Source organism: Methylobacterium sp. Leaf91 (genome assembly GCF_001422815.1).
In the GTDB taxonomy this organism is placed as follows: domain Bacteria; phylum Pseudomonadota; class Alphaproteobacteria; order Rhizobiales; family Beijerinckiaceae; genus Methylobacterium.
On sequence record NZ_LMMP01000004.1, the window covers coordinates 80,577 to 101,665 of the forward strand.

A 21,089-nucleotide genomic window follows, 5' to 3' on the forward strand; every position below is an offset into this window, starting at 1 on the left:
GGCCATCGACATTCCGCACTGAATGACGCCGACCGAACAAACCAATCGGCTGACAACAAGTATTGTATCGGACTACGAACAGGTTATCCGCGGCCTCGACAGTTGAACGGGGCGCCCCGACACAGCCCTGTCGTTCCCGACACGATCATCGGGCGACTGTCTTTTTTCGCTCGACGATGAGACGACGTTTGACCGGGACCGGGCTTCGGAGAAAGTGGCCTTCCACGATTCGCACGCGAAACGGAATAGATGACCTCCGACATCACGCTCTATCATTCACCCAACACGCGCTCGTCTGGCGTCCGAATCCTGCTGGACGAGCTCGAGGTGCCCTATCGCCTGCACGTCCTCAATATGAGGGCGGGGGAGCATCGCGAGCCCGCCTATCTGGCGATCAATCCCCTGGGCAAGGTCCCCGCCATCCGGCACGGGGATGCGGTCATCACCGAGCAGGCCGCGATCTATCTCTATCTCGCCGACGAATTCGCCGAGAAAGGCCTCGCGCCGCCGGTCGGGGACCCGCTGCGCGGTCCCTATCTTCGCTGGATGATCCTCTACGGGTCGTGCTTCGAGCCGGCGGTGATCGACCGCGCGCTCGAAAGAGAACCGGGCCCGATGGCGATGTCGCCCTATGGCAGCTTCGACGCGGTTCTCGACAGCATCGTCGCGGGCCTGTCGAAGGGACCGTATCTTCTGGGCGAGCGATTCAGCGCCGCCGACATCCTTTGGGGTGCCGCACTCGGCTGGATGACCGCCTTCAAACTCGTCCCGGAAGAACCCGTGATCGTCGCCTACGTGGCCCGGATCAAGGATCGCCCCTCCTTCCGCAAGATCACGGCCGACGAATCCGCCCTCGCGGCCAAGCAGCAGGAAGCGGACTGATCACTGTTCGCGACCCACCATGCACATCGGTTTCATGAGAAGGAGCCACAGACATGCGGATGATCTTCGTCAATCTGCCGGTGAAGGATCTCGAAGCCTCGAAGACGTTCTTCGACGCCCTGGGCTTCACGTTCAATCCGGCGTTCACCGATGAGAGTGCGGCCTGCATGGTGGTGTCGGACAGCATTTTCGTGATGCTGCTGACGGAAGCGCGCTTCCGTGACTTCATCACCGGCGACATCTGCGATGCATCGAAGGCCACCGAAGTGCTGACTTGTCTCTCCTGCGAATCACGTCAGGAGGTCGACGATACCCTGGCCAAGGCGCTGGCGGCCGGGGCCAAGCCTTGGAAGCCGAACATGGATTACGGCTTCATGTATGGCTGCTCGTTCCAGGATCCGGATGGCCACGTCTGGGAGCTGATGCATATGGATCCGGCAGCCATTCCGCCGCAATCCTGAGACGTGCATCCGGCCGCCGGGCTCAGCCCGGCGGTATCGCCGTGCCGGTCGAGCGCGTCATCATCGTCGAAGGAAGCGAGGAGGGGGCGAAGGCCGCCACCAGATGCATGCCGATGACGGGTGCGAAGACCAGGGTCATCATCACGAGAAGGATCAACGCCACGCTGTTGTCGCGGGAGGGCGAAGCGGCGCGCGAGCGGGCACGGCGGAAAGCAAGGGTCTGGAAGGTCATGGGCTCACCTCGTTCGACCGGCCGTCAGGGCCGATCGCGGGTGAACCCGATCAAGCGATCAGGCGCTCAACACGCTGTCGGCCGAAGTCGGCGCGGTCCATCGACTACTGTCGCTGGGCATTGGGTTCGAAAGTTCCTGTGATCCACCGAGCCGAGCATATGCCGGGCAACGGCGGTTGCGCCCACATGATGCGGTGCGAAGGGTTCGTCAAGCCTTAACGTGGCATCCGCGGGATTGATCCGCATCACGATGCGAGCCGCGCGGCGAAGCGCTCCACCAGTCGTCGCCCGACCTCGTCCTTGTCGAGGGTCGGCCATGTCTCCAGACCCCCATCCCGGTCGAGCAAATGGATGGTGTTGGCGGTGCCGCCCATGACACCGCCCTCGGCGGAGACATCGTTGGCGACGAGCAGATCGCAGCCCTTGCGGGCGATCTTCGCCCAGGCATGAGCGATCACCGAATCTGTTTCGGCGGCAAAGCCGACCACCAGCCTCGGGCGTCCTTTACTGCGCTGGGCGATGGTAGCGAGAATGTCCGGATTCTCGACGAGCGAGAGGGGCGGCACGGCCGCCCCGTCCTTCTTGATCTTGGACGCGTGATCCTGCGCCGGGCGCCAATCCCCCACCGCCGCGGCGAAGATGGCGAGGTCGGCGGGGAGGGCGGCCTCTACCGCCGCCAGCATCTCCCGCGCGGTCTCCACACGCACCATCGTGACGCCCTTCGGATCGGCGATGGAAACGGGACCGGAGATCAGCGTGACCTCCGCGCCCGCTTCTGCGGCAGCGGCGGCGATGGCATGGCCCTGTCGCCCCGATGAGCGGTTGGCGAGGTAGCGCACCGGGTCGATCGGTTCATGCGTCGGTCCGGACGTCACGAGCACGCGCCGGCCCGCGAGAGGCTTCTGCGGCGAACGACCGGCCAGAAATCCAAATCCCCCGGTCGCCGCCGAGGATGCCTTCGAGATTTCACCGAGCATGGCCTCGACCGCATTCGCGATCTCCAAGGGCTCCGCGAGGCGGCCTGGACCGAACTCCGCTTCCGCCATGGCGCCGTCATTGGGTCCGACCACCCGGACACCGTCGCCCTTCAGGGTCGCGAGATTCCGACGCGTCGCCGGATGCTGCCACATGCGGACATTCATCGCCGGAGCGATCAGGATCGGGAGGGTCGTCGCCAGGAGAACCGTGGAGGCGAGGTCCGAAGCGTCTCCGCTCGCCATCCGTGCCATCAGGTTGGCGGTGGCGGGTGCCACCACGATGGCATCCGCATCGCGTGCCAGCTTGATGTGGCCGATATCGGCCTCCTCCGCCCGGTCGAATAGGTCGGTATGGGCGCGCTCTCCGGCCAGGGCGGCAGCGGCGAGGGGGGTCACGAATTCCTGTGCCCCCGCCGTGAGCAGCGGACGCACCCGCGCCCCGCGCTCGCGGAGGCGGCGGATCAGATCCAGCGACTTGTAGGCGGCGATACCGCCGCCGATGACGAGCAGGATGCGTCGGTTCTGGAGGGGGAGGGTCATGATGAAGGGCTACTCCCGCTCTTCGTGATCGTCCACAGCGAACGGATTTGGCATGGCGGCCACGAACAGCGGTGTCCGCGCCATCCCGTTCACCCGGCCCTTACCGGAACGCCATCACCAGCGCGCCTACCGCGATGGCCCAGAGCGCCGCCGTGGACCAGAGCGCCCGGCGACGCTCCTTGCGGGCGATGCTCTCCAGCGCCTTGCGGTCGCCGGTTCCGCTCTCGTCGAGACGCACGAGAATCCGGCGCAGGCGCTGGGCGAGATCGGGCAGGTCGGTGACGACGTCGGACAAGGTCAGGGCCGCACGTCCCGCACCCTCGATTCGCCCGAGAGGTCCGAGATTGCGCGCGATCCACGAGCGGACCACCGGCTCCGCCCCGGTCCACATGTCGAGCTGCGGGTCCAGGGAGCGGGCGACGCCCTCCACCACCACCATGGTCTTCTGCAGCATCACCAGTTCGGTGCGCGTGCTCATGTCGAACAGGGCGGTGATGTCGAAGAGCAGGGTCAGCACCTTGGCCATCGAGATCTCGTCGGCCCGTCGCTGGTGGATCGGCTCGCCGATGGCGCGGATGGCCTGGGCGAAATCCTCCACCGAATGGTGGGCCGGCACGTAGCCCGCCTCGAAATGCACCTGCGCCACGCGCTTGTAGTCGCGCAGGATGAAGCCGAGCAGGATCTCCGCGAGGAAGCGCCGCTCCATGATCCCGAGCCGGCCCATGATGCCGAAATCGACCGCCACCAGCGTGCCGCTCGCATCCACGAACAGGTTTCCGGGATGCATGTCGGCGTGGAAGAAGCCGTCGCGAATCGCCTGCCGTAGAAAGGACTGGATGACCGCGAGGCCGAGGGCCTTGGGGTCGTGGCCGGCGGCGACGATGGCGGCGCGATCATTGAGCCGGATGCCCTCGATCCACTCGCTCGACAGCACGTCCCGCGCGGTCAGCTCCCATTCGGGCTTCGGCACGCGGAAATCGGCATCGTCCTTGGTGTTCTGCGCCAGCTCGGACATGGCCGCGGCTTCGAGCCGAAAATCCATCTCCATCATTACCGAGCGGGCCAGGATCTCGACCACGTCGCGCGGGCGCAGGCGCTCGGCCTTCGGCGACAGGGCATGGACCACGCGGGCCATGAACCGCATCACCTGAAGATCGCGCTGGAACCGCTCCCGCACGCCCGGCCGCATGATCTTCACAGCCAGCACCCGCTCGACGCCGTTCGCGTCGAGGATATGGGCCTTGTGGACCTGGGCGATGGACGCGGCGGCCACGGGCTCGCTGAAGGACAGGAACAGTTCGCGGACCGGCTTGCCGAAGGCGGCCTCGACCACGCGGATCGCCTGTTCCTGTGGGAAAGGCGGAACCCGGTCCTGCAGCTTCTCGAGATCGAGGGCTGCATTCATGCCGACGATGTCGGGCCGCGTCGCCAGGAACTGGCCGAACTTGACGTAGGAGGGGCCGAGCCGTGTCAGAGCGCGCTGCAACGGACCCGCCCCTGCACCGAGGCCCGGCCGTTCCAGCATCCGCCCGAGCTTCAGGGCGAGGCGAAGATGCGGCGGCAGCTCAGTGGGGTCGATGAACGACAGCCCGCCTTCGCGCGCCAGCACAAAGCCGACCCCGGCACCACGGATGAGATAGACGATGGCGCCTAGCATGGGATGCTTTCGACGTGCGTGATCACGGCAGGACCAGCACTCGGCCCACCACTGAACCTCATCCTGAGGAGCCGACGCTCGGCGGCGGCCTCGAAGGAGGTTTCCAGAGGCCGCCCTGCGATCTGGAGGCCTCCTTCGAGGCCGCTATCGCGGCACCTCAGGATGAGGGAGCTGTGTAGGACCAGATCGGGCAGATCGATCCGTTCTGGTTTCACGAGATCTTCCAGCCGGAATGGATCGCCACGATCCCGCCGGACAGGGGCCGGTGGGTGACGTGCTTGAACCCGGCTTCCTCGATCATGCCGGCAAATCGACCAGGGGTCGGGAATTTGCGGATGGATTCCACGAGATACCGGTAGGAATCCGCGTCGCCGGCCACGCTGGCGCCCAAGCGAGGAATTACGTGGAACGAATAGGCGTCGTAGATGCGGTCGAGGACCGGCAGGTCTACCTTGGAGAATTCGAGGCACAAGAAGCGCCCGCCGGGCTTCAGGACGCGGCGCGCCTCGGCCAGGGCAAGGTCGATCCGGGGCACGTTCCGAATGCCGAACGCGATGGTGTAGGCGTCGAACGCCTCGTTCGGCAGGGGAAGCGACTCGGCATTCGCGGTGACGAAATCGATCCGCCCGTCATAGCGGTGGCCGGCCCGCTCGGCGCCGACCCGCAGCATCGATTCGTTGATGTCGAGCACCGTGACATGGGTCTCGGGGCCCCCCGCCTCCAGGCAGCGGAAAGCGATGTCGGCGGTGCCGCCGGCCACATCGAGATGGTGGAAAGGCCGGTTGCGTGGTGGCCGCAGCATCGAGATGAGATGCGACTTCCAGGCGCGGTGGAGCCCACCCGACATCAGGTCGTTCATCAGGTCGTAGCGTTTCGCCACGGAGCGGAACACGTCGTCGACACGCCCCTGCTTCTCGTCGAGCGCAACCTGCTCGAACCCGAAATGCGTGCTGGTCTCGTCCTTCGAACGCTCGGCCGAACTCATGTCACCATCCTCTTGCGCGAGCGTCATAGCGAAAGCCGGCAAGGATCGCCATGTGCCGGGTTAGACAGGTGCATGACGATCGGTGGCGGATGCCGGCCCTCGCCGTGTCGGCGCCGTCCCCCGATCCAGAGCCTCGCCCCCTCCATGCCAGAACTGCCCGAAGTCGAAACCGTCCGTCGCGGGCTTTCCCCCGCCATGGTGGGTGCACGATTCTCCCGCGTGACCCTGCGCCGGCCGAACCTGCGGTTTCCCTTCCCCGAGCGCTTCGCCCAGCGGCTCGAAGGCGCCACGGTGACCGATCTGGCGCGACGGGCGAAATACCTCACCGCCGGTCTCGACACGGGAGAGACGCTGATCCTGCATCTCGGCATGAGCGGGCGCTTCGACGTGGCCTTGCCGGATGGTCGTAACGTCTCGCCCGGAGATTTCTATCTCGAAGGAGCGCTCGGCAACGCCAAGCACGACCATGTGGTGATGGCGATGTCGAACGGCGCCACCGTCACCTACAACGACGCGCGCCGTTTCGGCTTCATGGACCTCGTGCCGACCCTGGACCTCGCCGGCTGCAAGCATTTCGCCGCGATGGGGATCGAACCGTTGAGCGAGGCCATGAGCCCGGAGAGCCTGGCGCTCCTCTTCCGCAACAAGATCACGCCGCTGAAGGCCGCTCTCCTCGATCAGCGGCTGATTGCCGGCCTCGGCAACATCTATGTCTGCGAAGCGCTTCACCGCGCCGGGCTGCATCCCGAATTGCCAGCGGGAATCCTGGCGAAAGACGATGGGCGGCCGACGACGAAAGCGCGGTTGCTCGCACGGATGATCCGCGAAGTGCTCACCGAGGCCGTCGCCGCCGGCGGGTCCACCCTGCGAGACTACGCCCATACCGATGGCGGGTCGGGCTCGTTCCAGCATGCGTTTCGGGTCTACGACCGTACCGGCGAGCCCTGCACGGCGAAAGGCTGCGGCGGCACCATAGCGCGGATCGTGCAATCGGGACGCTCGACGTTCTATTGTGCGACCTGCCAGCCTGCGAAGCCCAGCAAACCTGCTGTTCGCCGGGCCTGACTCGGTATTACCAGCCGCGACGCTCCTCGAGATCCGGCTTCCGTCCTTGCGGGGTCAGTCCGTCGATGACGCCCGGTAGCGCCTGGGCCAGCTGTGACAGCAGATCGTCACGGGAGAGGCCGGTGCGACTCTGCAGCGTGTTCACCGTGTCCGAACCGAGGGCGTCCGCGAGCCGGTTCGGCTCGACGGGCTGGTTCTGTCCATGCCCGATCCAGGAACCGATGGCGTCGCCGAGACCGCCGCGCTGGAGCCGGTCGATCAACCCGTCGAACCCACCGAGATCGTCGCCCTGCTCCTGGTCGAGGCGGCTGTAAGGCCCCGCGCCGGAGGAATGGCCCTGATCGCGAGAGCCCTGGTAGCCCTGACCGCCGCCGGGTCCGTCGAGCATCCCCGACAGGTCGCTGAAATCGCCTTCCGGCGACGATCCGCGTGATCCGCCGCCATAGCCGCCACGGTCTCGGCCTTCATTGTACGGGTCCTGGTTGAAGCCGCCCTGGTCACCGTCGTCATAGGGCTCGGGCGGCCCGCGCCGGCCCTGCTCCATTTCCGGCTGGCCTCCCCGACCGCCGCCGAGGATGTCGCTCAACCCGCCGCCGCCCTTCTGCAGGAGCAGCATCAGCAAAGCCTGCACGATGGGTGACAGGGAGCCTCCGAGCGCTCCGCCACCGGAACCGCCGCCTTGCTGGTGATCGCTGCCCCGGCCACCGCCGAGGACGTTGCCGAGCACACCGCCGATGACCTGATCGAGTAATCCCATGGTCGTTCCTCCTGAGCAGCGAGCCTTGACGGCGAATTCTATTCCCGGCGTCCGCCGGTCCCGGCGCGGTCGCGCGCGGGCAGATGATCGAGCGGGTTGGTCCGAGACGACTTGCCGTCATCCTCGGTCACAGCCGTCGTGGGGCGGATGGCGCTCGGCGGCTTCACGTCGCCGATGGGCTTCGAACCGGATGTCTCGCCGGATCGGGTTTCCGACGGCACGTCGGCGGCCGTCGGTTGGTCGCGGCGATCGGAGATTGCCTGGGCAGGCGCGGTCTGCACCAGGAAGATGCCGGCAGCGAGGAGCAGGCTCGCCCGGATGAGAGGTTCCTTGCGCATGGGATTGCTCCGTCGGTTCGAGGCACGGGGGCGCCCGGGTTCGGGCGCCGTCACATGCTTCTCCAAGCCCGAGCCTAGGCCGGGGGTTCCGACGCCGGTGCGGGTTTCAGTCGCGCTTGCGCCCGCCGCCGCCCTTGTATTTCGGCTTCTGGCCGCCGAGCCCCTGGGTCGAGCGCGCCTTCGGGCGCTCGGCCCAGAGGGGCGCTTCGCCTCCCACGGGTAATTCGCGGTCGGTGCCCGGGCCCATACTGTCGAGGCTCGGCTTCGAGATACGACTCCGCTTCGCGCCGTACTTTCCGGCATCGCGCTCCACGTCACCCTGGCGCGCCATAGGGTCGTCGGAAAGCAGGAGCTCCGTCGCCTGGAGGCGCTTCAGCTCGTCGCGCAGGCGCGCCGCTTCCTCGAAATCGAGATCGGCGGCGGCCGTGCGCATGCGCTTCTCGAGATCGGCCATGACGGCCTTGAAGTTGTGGCCGATCGTGGCCGCGTTCTTGGCCAGACCCGTATCGACCTGGACGTGGTCGCCCTCGAACACGCTGCTGAGAATGTCGGAGATTCCGCGCTTCACGCTCTGCGGCGTGATGCCGTGTTCCTCGTTATAGGCGAGCTGCTTCTGGCGGCGGCGCTCGGTCTCCGCCATGGCCCGTTCCATCGAGCCGGTGATGTTGTCCGCGTAGAGAATGCAACGGGCGTCGGCATTGCGGGCGGCGCGGCCGATGGTCTGGATCAGCGAGGTCTCGGAACGCAGGAAGCCTTCCTTGTCGGCGTCGAGGATCGCCACGAGGGCGCATTCCGGGATGTCGAGGCCCTCGCGCAGCAGGTTGATGCCGATGAGCACGTCGAAGGCGCCGAGCCGCAGGTCGCGGATGATCTCGATCCGTTCCAGCGTGTCGATATCCGAGTGCATGTAGCGCACGCGGACGCTGTTCTCGTGCAAATACTCGGTCAGGTCCTCGGCCATGCGCTTGGTCAGCGTCGTCACCAGCGTGCGGTAGCCTGCCTGTGCGACCTCGCGCACTTCGCCCAACAGATCGTCCACCTGAGAGCGGGCAGGGCGGATCTCGATCACCGGATCGACGAGGCCGGTGGGGCGGATGACCTGCTCGGCGAAGACGCCGCCAGTCTGCTCCATCTCCCATTTCGCCGGGGTCGCCGAGACGTGGACCGATTGCGGTCGCATGGCGTCCCATTCCTCGAAACGGAGCGGGCGGTTGTCGAGGCAGGAGGGCAGGCGGAAACCGTATTCGGCCAGCGTCGCCTTGCGGCGAAAGTCGCCCTTGTACATGCCGCCGATCTGCGGAACCGTGACGTGGCTCTCGTCGGTGAAGACGATGGCATTGTCGGGCAGGTATTCGAACAGCGTCGGCGGCGGCTCGCCGGGCTTGCGGCCGGTGAGGTAGCGCGAATAGTTCTCGATACCGTTGCAGGCGCCCGTCGCCTCGATCATCTCGATGTCGAAGGTGCAGCGCTGCTCGATCCGCTGCGCCTCGATGAGCCGGCCCATCTTGGTCAGCTCGTCCACCCGAAGCTTCAGCTCGGTCTTGATGCCCTTGATCGCCTGCTGGAGGGTCGGACGCGGCGTGACGTAGTGCGAGTTGGCGTAGACCTTCACGAATTTGAGGTCATTGATTTTCTTGCCGGTGAGCGGATCGAATTCGGTGATCGACTCGATTTCGTCGCCGAACAGGCCAATGCGCCAGCCGCGATCCTCCAAGTGGGCAGGCCAGAGTTCGATCACGTCGCCGCGCACCCGGAAGGTGCCGCGGGCGAAGTCGGACTGGATGCGCTTGTATTGGAGCGCCACGAGGTCGGCGACCAGTTGGCGCTGCTCGATCCGCTCGTTCAGCGACACCGTGAACGACATGGCGGTGTAGGTCTCCACCGAGCCGATACCGTAGATGCACGAGACCGAGGCGACGATGATGACGTCGTCGCGCTCGAGCAGAGCGCGGGTGGCCGAGTGGCGCATCCGGTCGATCTGCTCGTTGATCGAGGATTCCTTCTCGATGAACGTGTCGGAGCGCGGCACGTAGGCCTCGGGCTGGTAGTAATCGTAGTAGGAGACGAAATACTCCACCGCGTTGTCGGGGAAGAAGCTCTTGAACTCGCCGTAGAGCTGCGCCGCCAGGGTCTTGTTCGGCGCCAGGATCAGGGCGGGGCGCTGCGTCGCCTCGATGATCTTGGCCATGGTGAAGGTCTTGCCGGAGCCGGTGACGCCGAGCAGCACCTGATCGCGCTCGTTCTTGTTCACCCCCTCCACCAGTTCGGCGATGGCGCGCGGCTGGTCGCCCGCCGGCTCGAACTCGGATTTCAACGTGAAGGCGAGGCCGCCTTCGGATTTCTTTGGCCGCTCCGGGCGATGCGGCGCCCAGGTCTTGCCGTCCCGGAACAGCGGGTTGCCCTCGGTGAGGAGGCGCGACAGCGCGTCCACCGTGGCAGATACGCCGTCGGTGGCCAGCGACCCCTCATCCTCGTTCGCCAGCGCCTCGGGTGCCGGGCCGTCTTCCGGCGGCGTGATTCCCAGCGCCTGGGCGAGGCGTGGGTCGACCTCGGCCGCATCGCCGAGGGTGAACCCGGCCTGCGGCGCTTCACCGAAACCGCCGGGGGGCGATGCGGCTTTCTTGGGCCTGCCGGGCTTCTTCGGCGGAGCCGGCGGCGCAGGATTCTCGACCGCGGGCAGCCGGTTACGGTTGAGCGCCGGGCTCAGCAGGGCCGCCAGGTGCTCGTCGAGCGGTTTCAGCTCGGGCTTCGAAGCCTTCGCCGAGGAGACGCGGGGTTTGTTCGCAGGAGGCATGGGTGGAATATGGCCCCGCGGAACGAAAGGGGAAAGGGCGGCCCATCGCTTCGCGCCAATCAGGAGCGAGACCCATCATGACGACGACGTCGAACCCGATCCATCCGCAGGCGCGGATCGGCCATGTCCATCTCAAGGTCGCCGATCTCGACCGGGCTCTTGCCTTCTATTGCGGCGTGCTCGGATTCTCCCTCAAGGCTCGCTACGGCACCCAGGCCGCCTTCATCGCGGCGGGGGATTACCACCACCATATCGGGCTCAACACCTGGGAGAGCGAAGGCGGCAGCCCGCCGCCGCCCGGTACGACCGGCCTGTTCCACCTCGCAATCCTCTATCCGACCCGCGCCTCCCTCGCCGATGCCCTGCAGCGTCTCGACGCGGCCGGCATCGCCCTCGACGGGGCCAGCGACCACGGTGTGAGCGAGGCACTGTACCTGCGCGACCCGGACATGAACGGGGTCGAACTCTACAGGGACAGGCCGGAAGCGGAATGGCCGCGCGATGCCGAGGGCGGCCTCACCATGTTCACCCGCCGCCTCGACCTCGCCGATCTCCGGGCCGCCCTGGATGAAACCTGAGGAGCACCAAAACGTTAGGTGGCAACCTTTCCGTGTGCTAACCAGTGACGAGACGATGCCGCTCTCGAACGGGGGCGGCCGAGGCGGGCATGGCGGCACCAGATCGTCGCCGCCTCGACGCCACCCGCTCGCTCGAGGCCCACGGTCTCGGGCGCAGGGCGGCGGCGGGTGGAGACGAGCCGCGCCCCCCTTTGCCCGATGCGAGCGACCCCATGAAAATCCGGACCGGCTACACGATCGGCTACGACACGTTCGGCCCGACGCCGATCACCCTGATGCTCAACGTCCACCCGTCCAGGGCGGGTGATCTGCTGACACCGGAAACGATGACGATCGAGCCGCCGGTGGAGGCTCACAGCTACCTCGATCCGTTCGGCAACGTCTGCACCCGCATCCTCGCCCCCGGTGGCCGGATCACGGTGTCGGCCGATTTCACGATCGAGGATTCCGGCGAGTTGGACGAACTCGTGCCCGAGGCGAAACAGCATCCGGTGCAGGATCTTCCGGACGACGTCATGCCGTTCCTGCTCGGCAGCCGCTATTGTGAGACCGACAAGCTCTCGAACATCGCCTGGGGTCTCTTCGGCACCACACCCGAGGGTTGGGCACGGGTCCAGGCGATCCACGATTTCGTGCACCGGCACATCAAGTTCGATTACCAGCAGGCCGACGCCACCCGCACGGCTTTCGAAGCCTACACCCAGAAGATCGGCGTCTGCCGCGATTTCACGCATCTCGCCGTCGCCTTCTGCCGATGCATGAACATCCCGGCCCGCTACTGCACCGGCTATCTCGGCGATATCGGCGTGCCCGTGGTGCCGCCGGGCGACTTCTCGGCCTGGCTCGAAGTCTATCTCGATGGGCGCTGGTTCACCTTCGACGCCCGCAACAACAAGCGCCGCATCGGCCGCATCCTCATCGCGCGAGGCCGCGACGCCACCGACGTGGCGATCTCCACGAGCTTCAGCACGGCCCTGCTCGCGAGCTTCGACGTGCATACCGACGAGATCAGCGAGACCGGCGAATTGACCCCCATCGCCTGAAGCGGATCCACGCCGGATCGACATCCGACCTCCCGCGTTCCGATAGACACATTCCCTCCTCGGCCGGTCCCTCTATCGGATGGTCCGAGGAGGAATGCATCTCTATTGGAGACAGCATGTCGGACAGGATCAAGGGTACGGCGCTCATCGCCGGTGCGAGCGGCATCGTCGGCAACAACCTCGCCCGTCACCTCGTCGCCGAGGGCTGGAACGTCCTGGGTCTGGCGCGCCGGCCCGTAGATATCGAGGGCGTGACCCCGGTGACGGCGGACCTGACGGATCCCGCCTCCCTGCAAGCGGCCTTGTCCGACCTCGCACCGACGCATGTCTTCATCACCACATGGATGCGGCAGGCGACCGAGGCCGAGAATTGCCGCGTCAATGGCGCCATGGTGCGCAACCTCCTCGACGCCCTGCAAGCGGCTCCGTTGCGCCACGTGGCCCTGGTGACCGGCCTCAAGCACTATCTCGGGCCCTTCGAAGCTTACGGGAAGGGCACGCTGCCGCAGACGCCGTTCCGCGAGGATCAGGACCGCCTGCCGGTGGAGAATTTCTACTACGTACAGGAGGATGAGGTCTTCGCTGCCGCCAAGCGCCAGGGTTTTGGCTGGAGCGTGCACCGTCCGCACACCATCGTCGGCTATGCCCTCGGCAACGCCATGAACATGGGCGTGACGCTGGCCGTCTACGCCTCCCTCTGTCGAGAGACCGGACGCCCGTTCCTGTTCCCGGGCTCACCGCAGCAATGGAACGGCCTGACCGACGTCACCGACGCGCGGCTGCTGGCCCGTCATCTCGCCTGGGCCTCTACCGATCCCGCCGCGGCGAACACCGCGTTCAACGTGGTCAACGGCGACGTCTTCCGCTGGTCGTGGATGTGGGGCCGCATCGCGGAATGGTTCGGCCTGGAGCCGGCGCCCTATCCGGGTGCGGCGACACCCCTCGAAGAGCAGATGGCCAAGGACGGGCCGGTCTGGAGGGATCTGGCTGAGCGCCACGGGTTGGTCGAGTCCGATCTCGACCGTCTCGCCTCCGCATGGCACACCGATGCGGATCTCGGCCGACCGATCGAGGTGGTCACCGACATGGCGCGCAGCCGCCGGCTCGGCTTCCTCGATTATCAGCCCAGCGACGACAGTTTCCTCGACCTGTTCGGCCGGTTGCGGACCGAAAAAGTCATTCCCTGACACAGCATTCACTGAGACAGAAAGTGACGATGCAATCCGAAACGCCGGCTTCGCCCAACCCTGCGCTTCCCGAACTCGACTCGGAGACCCTGGCCTTCGCGGGCCGGGTCTTCCAATATGCGCGGGCAGGGCATGTGGACGAGCTCGAAGAGCTATTCGCTCAGGGACTTCCGGCGAACCTCCTCAATGACAAGGGCGACAGCCTGCTGATGCTGGCCGCCTATAATGGGCAGGTCGAGACCACGCGCCTCATCCTCGAGAACGGCGGCGACCCCGAGCTCTCCAACGACCGGGGGCAGACGCCGCTCGCCGGCGCCGCCTTCAAGGGCGACATGGCCATCGTGGAGCTACTGCTGGAGAAGGGCGCGATGATCGACGGCACCGGAACCGGCACGCGCACCGCGCTGATGACGGCGGCGATGTTCAACCGCACCGAGATGGTGGAACTCCTGCTGGCGCGGGGTGCCGACCCGGCCAGGCGCGACGGCAACGGGCAGAGTGCCGCGGATCTCGCCCGTTCCATGAACGCCGCCGACACGCCGTTCCAGCTCGAGGCAGCCATTCGGCTCGCCCGACTGAGCGTCGACTGAAGCCAACCGATCGATGGATGGGGCGTGACGGGATGATCAAATCATTGGCGATGGTCCGCCGCTCCGTCTTTCCGCTGATGGTGGGCGCCCTGACAATCTCCTCGGGAGCGCGTGCCGAGGAATGGCCGATGTTCGGCCGCGACCATACCAACCGGCATTTCTCGCCGCTCACGGCCATAGACCGGGGCAACGTCGCCAAGCTGCGCCCGGCCTGGATCTTCCAGACCGGGATCACAGGCTACTTCCAGGCCGAGCCGGTGGTGGTGGACGGGGTGATGTACGTCTCCACCACGCAGAACCACGTGGCGGCCCTGGAGGCGAAGACCGGGCGGGTGATCTGGACCTACACCCACAAGGCTCGGACGGAGAAGATCTTCGGGCCGCCCTCGAATCGCGGCGTCGCGGTCTCGGGCGGCAAGGTCTTCGAGGCGACCATGGACGGGCGGGTCATCGCCCTCGACGCCAAGACCGGCAAGATCCTGTGGGACCACGAGGCCGTCCGCCCTGAGGAGGGCGAGTCGGAGACCGCGTCCGATCTCGCCGGAACGCTCGGCGCGGGCGCGATCCAGGGTTCGAGCCGGCTCGGTTTCAAGATGCCGCCTCTCGTGGCCGACGGGCTCGTCATCGTCGGCGTGGCCGGGGCCGGCTACGGCCTCCACGTGGAGGACGAGAAAGGCGGGCTCGACGGCGGCGCTGTGGTCGGGATCGAGGGCGGCTACGGACGACGCGGCTGGCTCGCGGCCTACGATGCGGCCACCGGCGAGGAGCGCTGGCGCTGGTACGTCACCAAGGAGGACGGTTGGGAAGGCGGCTTCGTCGAGAAGACCGCCGATGGGGTGCCGCTCAATCGCGACATTGCCGCCGAGAAGGCGGCCGCGCCCCGGCACAGGGAGGCCTGGAAGGTCGGCGGCGGCTCGCTCTGGATGACCCCGGCCTACGATGCCGATCTCGGCCTGATCTATGTCGGCACCGGCAACCCCGCGCCGCAGAATTTCGGCCTCTCGCGGCCGGGCGACAACCTCTACACGATGAGCCTCGTCGCTCTGGACGTGAAGACCGGAAAGCTGCGCTGGTATTACCAGCAGGTCCCCCATGACGAATGGGGCTACGACGTCGCGAGCCCGCCCTTCCTGCTCGATTACGCGACGCCGCAAGGTCCGGTGAAGGCGGTCGCCGAAGCGAGCAAGACCGGCTGGCTCTACGTCCACGACCGGGCGACCGGCACGCTCCTCGGCAAGTCCGCGCCGCTGACCACGCAGAAGAACCTCTACGCACCGCCCACCGAGACCGGAACCGTCGTCAGCCCCGGTCCCCTCGGGGCGATCTCCTGGCATCCGGTCGCCTTCGATCCGACGACCAGCATGGCCTATGCCCAGGTCCGTCACGGCGCGACCACCTACACGGTGAGGACTGTCCCCGCCGCCGCCGGCAGGCCGCAGATCCGTTTCACCGAAACGAGCGAGGCGAAGGGAGAGCCTTCCTTCAGCACGCTCACGGCTGTCGACCTCGCCAAGGGCGGCGCGATCAAATGGTCGGTGAAGGCGGGAAGCCGCCTTTCGGGCGGCACGCTCGCCACCGCCGGCGGTCTGGTCTTCTCCGGCGAGGAAGACGGTCATCTCGACGCCCATGACGCGGCGACCGGCACGGTGCTGTGGCGTTTCCAATGCGGTGCCGGGATCGGCGGGCCGCCGATCACTTATTCGCTGGACGGCCGGCAATACGTGGCCGTGGCGGCCGGCGGAGCCTCGTTCACCAAGGGCTCGGGTTTCGGCACCGGCGACGCGCTCGTCGTGTTCGCCCTGCCGGACTGACGGTTATCTCGTCACTTCGCATATCCGCCTCGACGGGCCGAGGAGCGCCTCCGTCATCGACTCCTTGCCGGACATGCTCCCCCCCCCCCCCCCTTGACCGTCGTGATAGGGGGTCGAGGATCGCTATCATCGCGTAGACGGCGTGCCATTAGCGTGCTGTCGTCGATAGCGGGGCCAATCGTGTTTGCCCAGCGGCAGGAAGGGACGGCATGAACCCGAACACCCGGCGATGGGCCATCAGTAGCGTCTTCGGCCTGTTCGTGGGCTGGGCGATCGGCGGGGTGATCTTTCCCGCCCTCACGGCCCTCATCGGCATGATGGTCCGGCCCAACCCGGGCATGCGGGATGCCGCCATAACCTGGCCGGGACCGGCGGTAGACATGCTGCCCTTCCTCGCCATCGGTCTTCAGGCCAGCGTGGTGATCGCCGTGACGCTTCTCCTTGCCCGCGTGGGCGATGAGCGTCGACGCATAGGCTGGGGCTGCCTCGCCGTCGGGGGCGCCATCCTCCTGAACGGCATCGTCCTCCTGGCGGTCACGGGCGTCCTGGGCTGGCTTCTCGACCGGGATTCCGGTGGTGCCAGTGGTGGCGAGGCGAGTGCCGGGTTCTTCCTACTGCTGTTGGGCCTGCCCTACGCCCTGCTCTGCATCGCGCTGCTGGCGGGCGGGGCGGTGATGCTGCGCAGGCGCCCGCCTTCGCCGCCGCGAGGAACGGGACGGTCCGGACTGTGAGGAAGGCGTGACGACCGCCGTTACCCTTCAAGCGGGTCACCTGTTCGCGCCCGGCCGGATGTGACAGGACGACACAGGCGGCGCGCCGCTTGCATTGGCAGAGCCGAGATCACAAGAGACCGCACCACCCCATGTCGACCGATGTTTCCGAGCCACGACAGCCCACCGACCGCGGCTCCCCCGTGGTGCGCACGATCGCGATGCCTGCGGACACCAATCCGGCCGGGGATATTTTCGGCGGATGGCTGATGGGACAGATGGATCTGGCAGCGGGTAACGTCGCCGCTCGCCGGGCGCGGGGCCGCTGCGCCACGATATCCGTGGATGCCATGACCTTCCATCGCCCGGTCATCGTCGGCGACGAGGTCAGCATCTATGCCTGGATCGTGAAGGTCGGCCGCACCTCGCTCCGCATCCAGGTCGAGGTCTGGCGCCGCGAACGCGAGAGCGAGAACACGATGAAGGTGACGGAAGGCCTGTTCACCTTCGTCGCCATCGGCAGCGACCGCCGCCCGAGGCCGATCTCGCCCGAGGTCGAAGAGACCTGGGAGGTCTGAGTTTCGATCCCACCCGGTTCGGGCGGGACCGCCTCACCACCACGACGTGCCGCGTCCCAATTCGCCGACGTCGAGATGTCGGGCGATGGAGGCGCCGATATCCGCGAAGGTCTCCCTTCGCCCGAGTGACCGGGCGCCGAGACCGGGACCGAAGGCCAGGACCGGCACCTGCTCGCGGGTATGCTCCGTCCCCGACCATGTCGCGTCGTTGCCGTGGTCGGCGGTGACGATGCAGACATCACCCGCCTCGAGCACCGCATGGATCTCGGGCACGCGCGCATCGAAGCGCTCCAGCTCGGCGGCGTAGCCGGGCACATCGCGGCGGTGGCCGTGTTCCGTGTCGAAATCGACCAGGTTCAGGAAGACCAGCCCGCCCTCGGGGAGGGTGCGGAACGCGGCCAGCGCCGCATCGAGGCAGGCAACGTTGCCGGCGGCCTTGATCTCGCGGCCCGTGGCGCGGTGGGCGAAGATGTCGCCGATCTTGCCGACGCTGACCACAGGGCGTCCCCGCTCGCTCAGGCGGTCGAGGAGGGTTTCGCCCGGCGGCTGCGTGGCGAAATCCTTGCGGTTCGGGGTACGCCGGAAACCAGTTTCCTCCGAGCCGAGGAAGGGGCGGGCGATGACCCGGCCGATCCGGTAGGGGTCGCAGATCTCGCGGGCGATCCGACAGAGCTCGTAGAGCCGGTCCAGCCCGAACGTCTCCTCGTGAGCGGCGATCTGGAAGACGCTGTCGGCCGAGGTGTAGCAGATCGGCTTGCCCGTCCGGACGTGCTCTGCCCCGAGACGCTCGACGATCGGGATACCGGCGGCGTGGCAATCACCGAGGATACCGGGGAGTTCGCCCCGTTCGATCAGCATTTGGATGAGGGCAGTGGGGAAGGCCGGCACCCTGTCGGGAAAGTAGCCCCAATCCTCGGTGACGGGGGCGCCCGCGATCTCCCAATGGCCGGAGGGTGTGTCCTTGCCGGGCGCGGTCTCGATGGCATGGCCGTAGGCCCCATCGACCGGACCGGATGGCTCGAGCCCGGGCGGGATGCGGCCGCTCGCCCCCTCGGCGGTGAGACCGAGGCCGAGACGCGTCAGGTTCGGCAGAGCGAGGGGGCCGGCTCGAAGGCCCGCGCGATCGCCCGCCCCGGCGGCGCAGGATTCCGCGATATGGCCGAGCGTGTCCGAGCCCTCGTCGCCGTAGCGGGCAGCGTCCGGCCCTCCGCCGATGCCGACCGAATCGAGGACGATGAGAAAGACGCGCGCCATGGGTCTCGTCGTGTTCAGGCCGGGACCACGTCTTCGGTGGTGGCGCTGTTGAGATCGAAGGCGGCAGCGAACAGGGCCTTCGTGTACTCGGTCTGCGGCCGGGCGAAGATGGCCTCCGCCGGGCCTTCCTCCACGACCTTGCCGTTCTGCATCACCAGCACGTAGTTCGCCAGCGCGCGAACGACCTTGAGATCATGGCTGATGAAGAGGTAGGCGAGCTTGCGCTCCTTCTGCAGGTCGCGGAGCAGGGTGACGATCTGAGCCTGAACCGACCGATCGAGGGCCGAGGTCGGTTCGTCGAGGACGACGAAGCGCGGTTTCAGCACCATGGCGCGGGCGATGGCGATGCGCTGGCGCTGGCCGCCGGAAAATTCGTGCGGGTAGCGATCCATCGTCGCCGGATCGAGACCGACATCGGTCAGTGCCTTGGCGACCACGGCGCGCCGCTCGATGCGCGACTTCACCGCCCCCTGCACGACGAGGCCCTCGGCGACGATGTCGGCCACCGTCATGCGCGGCGAGAGCGAGCCGTAAGGGTCCTGGAAGACTACCTGCATGTCGCGCCGGAACGGTCGCATCGGTCCGGGGCCGAGCCCGGCAATGGACTGGCCGAGGAAGACGATAGGGCCCTCGCTGCCGGTGAGGCGCAGCAGGGCGAGCCCCAGAGTGGTCTTGCCCGATCCGGATTCCCCGACGATCCCGATCGTCTCCCCCTCGCGGACGGCGAGGGACACGCCATCCACTGCCTTCACGTGGAAGGTCGTGCGCCGGAGAAGCCCCTCGCGGACCGGGAACCACACCTTGAGCGGGCCGGCTTCCAACAGGCGCGGAGCGTCGTCCGCCACCGGGTTGGCGCGCCCCTTCGGCTCGGAGGCGAGCAGGCGCTGGGTATATTCGTGTTTGGGCCTGGCGAAGATCTCGTCCACCGGCCCCGCTTCGACGATGCGGCCGGCGAGCATCACGCAGACCCGCGAGGCGATGCGCTGCACGATGCCGAGATCGTGGGTGATGAACAGCATCGACATGCCGAGGCGCTTCTGCAGGTCGGCCAGGAGCGTGAGGATCTGCGCCTGGACGGTGACGTCGAGGGCGGTGGTCGGCTCGTCCGCCACCAGAAGGTCCGGCTCGCAGGCGAGCGCCATGGCGATCATGACGCGCTGGCGCTGGCCGCCGGACAATTCGTGCGGATAGGCGCCCATGCGCCGCTCGGCATCGCGGACGCCGACGAGTTCGAGCAATTCGAGGATGCGGGCGCGGGCCTTGCGGCCGGACAGGCCGCGATGGATCTCCAGAACCTCGCCGATCTGCCGCTGGATCGTGTGCAGAGGATTGAGCGAGGTCATCGGCTCCTGGAACACCATGGTGATGTCGGCACCACGGATCTTACGCAGTTCCGGCTCCGGCAAGGCCAGAATGTCCCGTCCCTTGAACAGGATGCGACCGCCGGGATGGACGGCGCTCCCATCGAGGAGGCGCAGGATCGACAGGGCCGTCACCGACTTGCCCGACCCGGACTCGCCCACCAGGGCAACCGTCTCGCCCCTGTGGATCGTGAAGCTCACGCGATCCACTGCCAGCGTCTCACGCTCACGCGAGCGGAAGGCGACCGACAGGTCTTGGACGTCGAGCAGCGTGTCAGTCATCGAGGGAAGGGCACCGGGTCCGCGGATTGGGGAAGCCGAGGTTCTTATAGCGCGGCGCGATGAGATCGGCGAACGGCAATTGATCCGGCGCCAGACCGCATTACAAACGCCCCGTGACATCCCTCCGCAGCCTGATCCTCGCCTGTTGTCTCCTCGCCGCCGCGCCGGCCTCGGCCGAGGTGGCGACGGAAACCGTGGAGCAGGCGCTCTGCCGCCTGATCGAGGATTCGGCCAGGGTGCGAGGCCTGCCCGTGCCGTTCCTGACGCGGCTGATCTGGCGGGAAAGCAGTTTTCGCGTCACGGCCGTGAGCCCGGTCGGTGCGCAGGGCGTCGCGCAGTTCATGCCGGGAACGGCACGCGAGCGCGGGCTGACCGACCCGTTCGACCCGGAGCAGGCGATCCCCCACGCCGCCCATCTCCTCGCCGACCTCAATCGCCAGTTCGGCAATCTCGGCCTCGCGGCTGCGGCCTATAATGGCGGCGCGGGCCGGGTCTCGGGCTGGCTCGCCGGAACGGGCGGCCTGCCCGCCGAGACACGCGCCTACGTGATGGCGATCACCGGGGCGCCGGCGGAGGATTGGCGCGGAGGCGCGGCCGTCAACGGAGCCGAGGGAGAGTCTGATGCCCCCAAGAAGGAAGCATCGACGGCGGAAGCGCCGAAGACCTGCCTGCAGGTCACCGCCGCGTTGCGGATTCCCTCGCGCGGCGATCGCTTCGCCCTCGGCGGCAACGAGGGGCCGGCCGCCCCGTGGGGCATTCAGCTCGCCGGGAATTTCTCGAAATCCCTCGCCCTCCAGAGCTTCTCCCGCACCCGGAAGCTCTATGCCGGGGTGATCGGCGAGGTGCGGCCGATGATCATCGGGACGCGCCTGCGCAGTCGCGGCACGCGCGCCTTCTACCGGATCCGCATCCCGGCCGAGAGCCGGGCGGCGGGCGATATCCTGTGCGGCCGCATCCGGAAGGTCGGGGGCGCCTGCATCGTGCTGCGCACCTGAATCCAAAAAACC

The 21,089-nt window shown here is 67.2% G+C and carries 20 protein-coding genes; 11 read left to right on the forward strand and 9 right to left on the reverse strand.

The window, feature by feature from the left end:
- Positions 1 to 249 precede the first annotated feature (249 nt).
- Both ASF32_RS05800 and ASF32_RS05805 read left to right on the forward strand, forming a co-directional pair.
- A complete protein-coding gene (locus ASF32_RS05800; RefSeq protein ID WP_056424775.1) occupies positions 250 to 882 on the forward strand; it encodes a glutathione S-transferase family protein in 633 nt (210 codons plus the stop codon).
- Positions 883 to 935: 53 nt separating this feature from the next.
- Positions 936 to 1,343, forward strand: a complete 408-nt coding sequence (locus ASF32_RS05805; protein ID WP_056424778.1) for a VOC family protein — start codon at positions 936 to 938, stop codon at positions 1,341 to 1,343.
- Positions 1,344 to 1,365: 22 nt separating this feature from the next.
- On the opposite strand, the gene ASF32_RS05810 is transcribed toward ASF32_RS05805, so the two are convergent.
- The 4 genes from ASF32_RS05810 to ubiE all read right to left on the reverse strand — a co-directional run bounded on the left by ASF32_RS05810 (position 1,366) and on the right by ubiE (position 5,734).
- Positions 1,366 to 1,575, reverse strand: coding sequence for a hypothetical protein (locus tag ASF32_RS05810; protein ID WP_056258007.1), 210 nt, complete (start codon positions 1,573 to 1,575; stop codon positions 1,366 to 1,368).
- 245 nt (positions 1,576 to 1,820) lie between these two features.
- Positions 1,821 to 3,092: a phosphopantothenoylcysteine decarboxylase gene (locus ASF32_RS05815; RefSeq protein WP_056424781.1), complete on the reverse strand. Its 1,272-nt coding sequence runs from the start codon at positions 3,090 to 3,092 to the stop codon at positions 1,821 to 1,823.
- Positions 3,093 to 3,192: 100 nt separating this feature from the next.
- A complete protein-coding gene (gene ubiB / locus ASF32_RS05820) occupies positions 3,193 to 4,749 on the reverse strand; it encodes a 2-polyprenylphenol 6-hydroxylase (RefSeq protein WP_056424785.1) in 1,557 nt (518 codons plus the stop codon).
- A gap of 211 nt (positions 4,750 to 4,960) precedes the next feature.
- Positions 4,961 to 5,734, reverse strand: coding sequence for a bifunctional demethylmenaquinone methyltransferase/2-methoxy-6-polyprenyl-1,4-benzoquinol methylase UbiE (ubiE, locus tag ASF32_RS05830; protein ID WP_056258230.1), 774 nt, complete (start codon positions 5,732 to 5,734; stop codon positions 4,961 to 4,963).
- A gap of 144 nt (positions 5,735 to 5,878) precedes the next feature.
- Here ubiE and mutM point away from each other — a divergent pair, with 144 nt between their 5' ends.
- The gene (mutM, locus tag ASF32_RS05835) at positions 5,879 to 6,799 is read left to right on the forward strand and encodes a bifunctional DNA-formamidopyrimidine glycosylase/DNA-(apurinic or apyrimidinic site) lyase (RefSeq protein WP_056424791.1); all 921 of its coding nucleotides are present in this window, start codon (positions 5,879 to 5,881) and stop codon (positions 6,797 to 6,799) included.
- 7 nt (positions 6,800 to 6,806) lie between these two features.
- Here the strand turns inward: mutM and ASF32_RS05840 are convergent, their stop codons facing one another.
- From ASF32_RS05840 to uvrB, 3 genes are all read right to left on the reverse strand, one after another.
- Positions 6,807 to 7,556 (reverse strand): YidB family protein, encoded by a 750-nt coding sequence (locus ASF32_RS05840; protein ID WP_056424793.1) that lies wholly within the window; start codon positions 7,554 to 7,556, stop codon positions 6,807 to 6,809.
- A gap of 38 nt (positions 7,557 to 7,594) precedes the next feature.
- On the reverse strand, positions 7,595 to 7,894 hold the full coding sequence (locus ASF32_RS05845; RefSeq protein WP_056424796.1) for a hypothetical protein: 300 nt from the start codon (positions 7,892 to 7,894) through the stop codon (positions 7,595 to 7,597).
- A 106-nt stretch (positions 7,895 to 8,000) separates the two neighbouring features.
- On the reverse strand, positions 8,001 to 10,688 hold the full coding sequence (gene uvrB, locus ASF32_RS05850) for an excinuclease ABC subunit UvrB (RefSeq protein WP_056424798.1): 2,688 nt from the start codon (positions 10,686 to 10,688) through the stop codon (positions 8,001 to 8,003).
- A 77-nt stretch (positions 10,689 to 10,765) separates the two neighbouring features.
- On the opposite strand from uvrB, the gene ASF32_RS05855 reads away from it, so the two are divergent.
- The 7 genes from ASF32_RS05855 (at position 10,766) to ASF32_RS05885 (ending at position 17,185) form a co-directional block, all read left to right on the forward strand.
- Positions 10,766 to 11,266: a VOC family protein gene (locus ASF32_RS05855; RefSeq protein WP_056424800.1), complete on the forward strand. Its 501-nt coding sequence runs from the start codon at positions 10,766 to 10,768 to the stop codon at positions 11,264 to 11,266.
- Between the two features lie 212 nt (positions 11,267 to 11,478).
- The gene (locus ASF32_RS05860; protein ID WP_056424993.1) at positions 11,479 to 12,309 is read left to right on the forward strand and encodes a transglutaminase family protein; all 831 of its coding nucleotides are present in this window, start codon (positions 11,479 to 11,481) and stop codon (positions 12,307 to 12,309) included.
- Between the two features lie 128 nt (positions 12,310 to 12,437).
- Positions 12,438 to 13,496: an SDR family oxidoreductase gene (locus tag ASF32_RS05865; protein ID WP_156467709.1), complete on the forward strand. Its 1,059-nt coding sequence runs from the start codon at positions 12,438 to 12,440 to the stop codon at positions 13,494 to 13,496.
- A gap of 29 nt (positions 13,497 to 13,525) precedes the next feature.
- Entirely contained in the window at positions 13,526 to 14,086 is a 561-nt protein-coding gene (locus tag ASF32_RS05870) for an ankyrin repeat domain-containing protein (protein WP_056424806.1), read from the forward strand.
- Between the two features lie 77 nt (positions 14,087 to 14,163).
- Positions 14,164 to 15,897 (forward strand): PQQ-binding-like beta-propeller repeat protein, encoded by a 1,734-nt coding sequence (locus ASF32_RS05875; RefSeq protein WP_244478246.1) that lies wholly within the window; start codon positions 14,164 to 14,166, stop codon positions 15,895 to 15,897.
- 209 nt (positions 15,898 to 16,106) lie between these two features.
- Positions 16,107 to 16,628 carry a hypothetical protein gene (locus tag ASF32_RS05880; RefSeq protein WP_056424813.1) on the forward strand — a complete coding sequence of 174 codons (522 nt, stop codon included), beginning with the start codon at positions 16,107 to 16,109 and terminating at the stop codon, positions 16,626 to 16,628.
- Between the two features lie 131 nt (positions 16,629 to 16,759).
- Positions 16,760 to 17,185: an acyl-CoA thioesterase gene (locus ASF32_RS05885; RefSeq protein WP_056424816.1), complete on the forward strand. Its 426-nt coding sequence runs from the start codon at positions 16,760 to 16,762 to the stop codon at positions 17,183 to 17,185.
- Positions 17,186 to 17,218: 33 nt separating this feature from the next.
- Here ASF32_RS05885 and ASF32_RS05890 read toward each other — a convergent pair whose 3' ends face one another.
- A complete protein-coding gene (locus ASF32_RS05890) occupies positions 17,219 to 18,439 on the reverse strand; it encodes a phosphopentomutase (RefSeq protein ID WP_056424819.1) in 1,221 nt (406 codons plus the stop codon).
- A 14-nt stretch (positions 18,440 to 18,453) separates the two neighbouring features.
- Positions 18,454 to 20,082: an ABC transporter ATP-binding protein gene (locus ASF32_RS05895; protein ID WP_056424823.1), complete on the reverse strand. Its 1,629-nt coding sequence runs from the start codon at positions 20,080 to 20,082 to the stop codon at positions 18,454 to 18,456.
- Between the two features lie 131 nt (positions 20,083 to 20,213).
- Here ASF32_RS05895 and ASF32_RS05900 point away from each other — a divergent pair, with 131 nt between their 5' ends.
- Positions 20,214 to 21,077 (forward strand): lytic transglycosylase domain-containing protein, encoded by an 864-nt coding sequence (locus ASF32_RS05900; protein ID WP_056424996.1) that lies wholly within the window; start codon positions 20,214 to 20,216, stop codon positions 21,075 to 21,077.
- Positions 21,078 to 21,089: the final 12 nt, after the last annotated feature.